We start from the raw sequence: 3,184 nt of genomic DNA, 5'->3' as shown, positions 1-3,184 counted from the left end.
GCCGGCGGCCGGTTGCGGGTGCCGAACGTCACGTTCCCTTCCTCCACTTGACGAGCCGCGCATACCACGGCTCGGCGACGACCATCGGCTCGCCGGTGATGCCGTTCGCGAGCTGCCGGATCTGGTCCAGGAAGCCGTTCCGCTTCGCGCCTTCGATCGGCTCGCCGAGGTTCTCGGCCACCGCGAGCGTCTGCGGCTCGTGCGGCAGCTCGTGCAGCTTCGCGCCGCCGAACGCCTCCTCGAAATCGACCGGCTCGCCGCGGCCCGCGACCGGCGCGAGCGGATTGTTCAGCACCATCGACAGCAGCCGCTCGCCGGGCAGTTCCCGCACGAAGCGCACGAGCCGCGCGGCTTCGTACGCGGCGTGCACCGAGCGGTCGACCACGACGTGGACGAGATCGGACGCCACGAGCGCGTCCTCGAGCAGCGGGCCGGCGCCACTGCCGACGTCGAACAGCACGTAGTGGAAACGGTCCTTCAGCATGTCGACCAGGCGCGCGACGGCCTGGTCGCTCAACGGGGCGTCGGCGCCATAAGCCAGCTCGGCGGACAGCACGTGCAACCGGTCGCCCTTCGTGACGAACATGCGCTCGAACAACGCGTCGTCGGGACGCTGCCCCATGTTCAGCAATTCGATCAGCCCGTTGTTGCTGGACAGCCCGAACATCGAGTTCGCGCCGCCGCCGTGCAGGTTCAGGTCGACGTAGGCCACGCGGCGGCGCTTCTCGCTCGCCAGGAAACGCGCGAGGCTCACCGTGATCGTGGTCGCGCCGACGCCGCCGCGCGCGCCGACGAAGCTGACGACCTTGCCGGTGCGCGCCTGCACGACCGATTCCGTCGCGGTCAGCGCACGCCGCATCAACTCGACCGTCAGCGGCTTGACGATGTAGTCCTGCACGCCGATGCCGAGCAGGTTGCGAAACAGCCCGACGTCATTCTGCGTGCCGATCGCGATGACGCGCACCGACGGATCGCACACGTCGGCGAGCCGCATCAGGTCCGATACCGGCAGCACCGAATCCGACACGTCGATGACGAGCTGGCGCGGCGAACGCTCGTACTGCTGCAGCAGCCGGATCGCATCGTCGCAGGTGCCCGGCTGCAGGTGGGTGCGCGCGATCGACAGCTCCTGCGTGACGCGGCGTATCACGTCCTCGCTGCCCGAATCGGAGACGACCGCAACGAGATCGACCGCGCCCGCGGACGCGGCGCGCCGGGTGTGCTGACGGTCGAGGAGGTTCATGGGCGGCATCGTGATGGCATCCGGGTCCGGTCAATGGCTGGGCGAGCCGGTCGTCAGCGTCTTGCCTGGCGTCGGCTGCTTCACGCGATCCTCGACGTAGCGACGCACCGCGTCGGCCGCGGTCTGCGCGTCCGCGCCGCCGTATGGCACGGGCGCGACGAGATCCTCCGGCCGCGCGAGCATCGCCGCGAGGTTCGAGTAGGTCGCGCAGCCGAACGGCACGCCGGGCCGCGCAAATCCCGCGTCGACGAGATGCGACGGCTGCATCAGCTTCGCGCAATCGGGCGCCACCGCGTGCGCGCCGTCGAAGCCGATCGACCGCGCGTCGGGCAGGTTGACCGGCGGCGGCGCCGACAGGCAGCCCGCCAACATCAGCGCCAGCAGTACGGCAACGGTCGATCGGGTTCGCATGCGCGCTCCTCCGGTTCAGTACACGAAGCCCGCGGCGCCGACGAGGCGCGGCGTGTCGCCCGACAGCAGGTCGAGCCCCAGGTTGCGCTGCACCGCGAATTCGAGGTCGCTGCTCGGCCGCGCGACGGTGTCGATCGCCTGCTCGAGCTGGCCGGGCCCGGTCGGCTGCACGATGTACGGCGTGACGATCACGACCACCTCGGTCTTGTTGTCCTGGAAGTTCTTCGACGAAAACAGCCGGCCGATGATCGGCAGCCGGCCGAGCCCCGGAATCTGCGACACGGTGTCGGCCGTCTGGCTCTGCAGCAGCCCGCCGATCGCGAAGCTCTGCCCGCTCGACAGCTCGACCGTCGTGTCGACGCGCCGCACCGTGAGCCCCGGCACCTTCACGCCGCCGGTCGTCACGCTGTTGTTCGTATCGACCTCGCTCACTTCCGGCCGCACCTTCAGGCTGATCCGGTTGTCGGCGAGCACGGTCGGCGTAAAGTCGAGCGACACGCCGAACGGCTTGAACTCGACCGTGATCGCGCCGGTCGACGAACCGGCCTGCGCGACGGGAATCGGAATCTCGCCGCCCGCGAGGAAGCTCGCGGTCTCGCCGGACATCGCGGTGAGGTTCGGTTCGGCGAGCATCGTGATCAGGCCTTCCTGGTCGAGCGCGTCGAGCACGACGTCGATCGACCAGCGCCCCGCGCGGAATCCGCCGAGCACCGAGAAGGCGCCCGTCGGCGACAGGTTGAACAGGCCGTTCGTCGGATCGAACAGCGTGCGCCCGTTGAACAGCCCGCCGACGAAGTTGCCGGCGCCGCCCAGCGAGCTCCAGTTGATGCCGAGCTGCTGCGTGATGTTGCGGCTCACCTCGGTCACCCGCACGCGCAGGTTCACCTGGATCGGGCGCGACAGCGTGAGCCGGTTCACGATCTTTTCCTTGTCGTGCAGATACGGTGTGAGCGACTGCATCACGGCGTCCGCGTCGGCCGCGCTCGGCACCTTGCCCGACACCATCAACGAGCCCGGCGCACCGGACACCGACAGCTTCAGCTGCGGAAAGCGGCTGTCGAGCACGCCCTGCAGCGACGCCGTGTCGACCTGCACGATCACCGTCTTGCGCAGGATCGGGCGATGGTTCGCGCCGAGTGCAATCAGCGTGGTCGTGCCCGCCTTCTTGCCGAACACGAACACGGTGCGCGGCGACGGCACCTGGATGTCCGCGATGGCCGGATCGGCGACGAACATCGCGGTCGCGGGCTCGGGCAGCGACAGCAGTTCCCCCTTGCCGGTCGCGATCGACAGCGCCGCGCCCGCGTCCGGCGCGCGTGCGCCCTGCGCGAACGCGCTCCCGGACGCAACGATGCAGGCCAGGCACCAGCAAGCGATCCAACGAACCATGCGCACCATGCGTGTTCCCGTCAAATGCCGGCCGCCGGGCGGCCGGCCCGAATCGTCGATCGTCATTGCGCCGCCACTGCCGGCGGCGGCGCAGTCGCCTCCGCCGCGACATTGGCGCCGCCCGTCGTCGCGGGCGTCGCG

3 protein-coding genes are annotated in these 3,184 nt (G+C 69.8%); all 3 read right to left on the bottom strand.

Features of this window, described 5'->3' with window-relative positions:
* Nucleotides 1–28 precede the first annotated feature (28 nt).
* Genes G3N93_RS36975 through G3N93_RS36965 form a run of 3 tightly spaced genes read right to left on the bottom strand, consistent with a single transcriptional unit; the run spans nt 29 to nt 3,052 of the window.
* Nucleotides 29–1,252, bottom strand: a complete 1,224-nt coding sequence (locus G3N93_RS36975) for an AAA family ATPase (RefSeq protein WP_206135238.1) — start codon at nt 1,250–1,252, stop codon at nt 29–31.
* 21 nt (nt 1,253–1,273) lie between these two features.
* Entirely contained in the window at nt 1,274–1,654 is a 381-nt protein-coding gene (locus G3N93_RS36970; RefSeq protein ID WP_174948242.1) for a CpaD family pilus assembly lipoprotein, read from the bottom strand.
* Nucleotides 1,655–1,669: 15 nt separating this feature from the next.
* Nucleotides 1,670–3,052, bottom strand: coding sequence for a type II and III secretion system protein family protein (locus G3N93_RS36965; protein ID WP_174936092.1), 1,383 nt, complete (start codon nt 3,050–3,052; stop codon nt 1,670–1,672).
* Nucleotides 3,053–3,184 lie beyond the last annotated feature (132 nt).

Source organism: Burkholderia sp. Se-20378 (genome assembly GCF_017104665.1).
GTDB classification, from domain to species: domain Bacteria; phylum Pseudomonadota; class Gammaproteobacteria; order Burkholderiales; family Burkholderiaceae; genus Burkholderia; species Burkholderia lata.
This window is presented reverse-complemented; position numbering and strand designations above follow the sequence as displayed.